We start from the raw sequence: 2,988 nt of genomic DNA, 5'->3' as shown, positions 1-2,988 counted from the left end.
AAAAATTCGGATTAAATTTGCAATCTACCAATTTACCCAAAATCAATTTGGTTCAACATGTTTTCTGTACTTGCTTGATCCAAGCCTAAATAAGCTAAAGTCATGGCTTCACTTGAGTGATTTAGTAGGTGCATGACTAGGCCAATATTGTAATTTGATTGCGTATAAACACGATAAGCCCCAGTTTTGCGCATTGTATGAGTACCTAGATAATTAATTCCTAATAGATCGCCAACCTTACTCATAATTTTGGAGCCATTCGGGTAATTGGGGCATAGTGTCACGTCCTTAGTTTTGGTGTACGGTCGTTGGTTTGAGCGGTTTAACGTTGGAATTTGGGCGGTCACGTAAAGCTCGGAGTGCCCAAAGAATCGAAACCGTGTCAACGACTTCTTGAAGCATTGCGCCGAAGAGGGCCGGGATGATCCCGGTACTGGCAATCAGCATTAGAATCGTACAGATGGCGATCCCAATCCAAACGGCCTGCTTAGCCACTTGCATGGTGTCTTTGGCAATTTGAATCGCGGTGACCACGCGGCTGAGGTCGTCCTTTAAAATCACGACGTCGGCCGATTCACTGGCCGCGGTGGAACCGTGCGCCCCCATGGCGATGCCGACGTCCGCCACGGCCAGTGATGGGGCGTCGTTGACCCCGTCGCCGACCATGATAACCGGACGTTCATCCTTAGTAACGGCCTTTAAGTGCTTGATCTTGTCCGCCGGAAGTAAATTGGCAGCCACCGTATCGATTCCGACGGCTTCGGCAATGTTGTCGGCAATCGCTTGTTGGTCCCCGGTCAGCATCATCACGTTTTTAACGCCTTCAGCGTGCAGGGCTTGTAACGTGGCAGCGGCTTCTGGCCGAACGTTGTCGATAAAGGTCACGTAGCCGGCGTAACGGCCATCAACGGCGACGTAAATCGCCGTTTGTGCGAGTGGTGCCGTCGTAGTTTCTGGATCGGAATTTTAGCTTCCCGACTTTAACGACGGCGTTGTCGACCGTGGCGGTGACCCCGTTACCGGTGACTTCTTCGAGGTCGGCGACGGGGCTGAGGGGTTGGTCGTTGGCAAATTTAACTAAGGAACGGGCTAAAATGTGGCTGGAATTTTGTTCGGCACTGGCGGCCAAGTGTAAAATCTGATCTGGGGTAAAACCAGCCTGGGGAACGATGTCATTCACGGTTAGTTGGCCGCTAGTGATCGTTCCGGTCTTATCAAAGGCGGCCGATTTGGCAGTCGACATTTTTTCAAGCATGTCACCAGTTTTAACGACGATCCCGTTCCGGCTAGTGCGACTCATGCCTGAGACGAGGGCGACTGGTGCGGCCAGAATTAATGGACACGGTGAAGCTACGACCAGAACTTCGGCGAACCGGTGCGGATCACCGCTGATGAGCCAAGCGATGCCCGCAATCACGTACGCAACTAAGGTAAACGGAACCGCGTACCGATCGGCTAACCGTACGAACTTGGCGGGGCGTGATTCAGATTCTTTCACCAACTTGACCAGTTGCTGGTACTGGCTATCGGCGGCGAGCTTGTCAACGATCATCGTAACGGCACTATCGCCGTTGACCGCTCCGGACATTAAATCATCACCGACGGCTTTTTCAACCGGCTTGGATTCCCCAGTCAGTGAAGATTCGTCAAACATGGCAGTGCCATCGATCAAGTGACCATCGACGGGCACCAGTTCGCCAGGCTTAACCACTAACTGATCCCCCACGACCGCGTCTTCGACCGCAATATCGGTTAACTGTTCGTTCTGAATGCGGTGTGCGGTCCGTGGTGAATTATCGAGCAAAGCCTTTAATTCGGTGTTGGCACGCTTAGCAGCGTAGTCCTCCAAAGAATCCCCACCGGTCAGCATGATTAGGACCACTAGGCCGGCCCAATACTCGCTGACAGCCAGGGTGGCGACGATGGCAGTGATTGCAAGTAGGTCGACGCCGTACTTACCGGACCGTAACGTTTTGACCATCTCAACCAGCATTGATAGGGCCATAACGGAGCCCCACAACGTAATAATCAGCTGGGCAGCCAGCTGTTGGTGAAAGCCAAACTGAAGAATTAGCGCAATGATCCCGACACTGACCGTTAACGTGAGTTTATAATAATGGCGCATCGAAAACCCCTCCTCTTGTGTTATGTAACTGATTCCTCTATGATTGTTATAATCCTAACATGAAATGCAATTTATTTAAACAGATAAGAATGATTCTAAATAAAATTCTAATAGTTACGAAAAATTATAACTATTTTCTGAAATAATGACCGCTTTTGGAATGAAAAAGGCGCGCTTAGGCTTAACCTGATAAGCTTAAACGCCCATTAAACAAGCGATTTTACTTCTAATACTAGTATACTTATACATGAACACTAGATATCAGAAAAAATACTGAAATCAGCATTTGCATAAGACCAGGCGCGCTGTACAGGTGGTAATCCGTTACCCTTGTTGCGTGTTTTTTTGTACCATGGACGCCATTTTAAACTTGCTGGGCGAACTGAGTCACTGGTCGGACTTATCTGGTGTATCAAGGGGGTTATCCATTAGCAAGATAAATGTAACCATTAATCGTTACGTGGTGTGTCAGCGTGGTCGCTTGTCAATGACAAGGCGAGTACCATTAGAAACACTAATCAGCGCTAAATTGTAGATCAACACCAATGCGATTAGGCAATGTATAAGTCACTTTTCAGTATGGCGTTCGGCGAATTCAACCAACGGAAAGAAGGAAATTCTGCTACTGATTTTGAGTTAGCACAAACAGAATTCAACGGACAATGCCGATTAAACCTGATTTAGTCAGGGTGCTGAGTGCTTCGAGGAATAACTCGGAGGAATGTACCGATTGCTAGTCGGAAATTTACGCGTGGGGACTACCCACAAAGGTAGGAAGAACCACGAATTAATTGTTATATAGAGTGTATATACTCAGTAGCAGGTTTATTATTTGGCAGATTGCAAGAAATAACTTGAACGAA

Annotated in this window: 2 pseudogenes; both read right to left on the bottom strand. The window is 48.2% G+C overall.

Going from position 1 to position 2,988, the window contains the following annotated elements:
- Positions 1-32: 32 nt before the first annotated feature.
- A pseudogene (locus tag ACG95_RS13875) lies at positions 33-251 on the bottom strand (tyrosine-type recombinase/integrase); the annotation flags it as partial.
- A 37-nt stretch (positions 252-288) separates the two neighbouring features.
- Positions 289-2,125, bottom strand: a pseudogene (locus ACG95_RS13870) (heavy metal translocating P-type ATPase).
- Between the last annotated feature and the right edge of the window lie 863 nt (positions 2,126-2,988).

The organism is Lactiplantibacillus herbarum, assembly GCF_001039045.1.
Classification (GTDB): Bacteria; Bacillota; Bacilli; order Lactobacillales; family Lactobacillaceae; genus Lactiplantibacillus; species Lactiplantibacillus herbarum.
The sequence above is the reverse complement of the archived record's forward strand: the minus strand, read 5'-3'. Positions and strand labels throughout refer to the sequence as shown.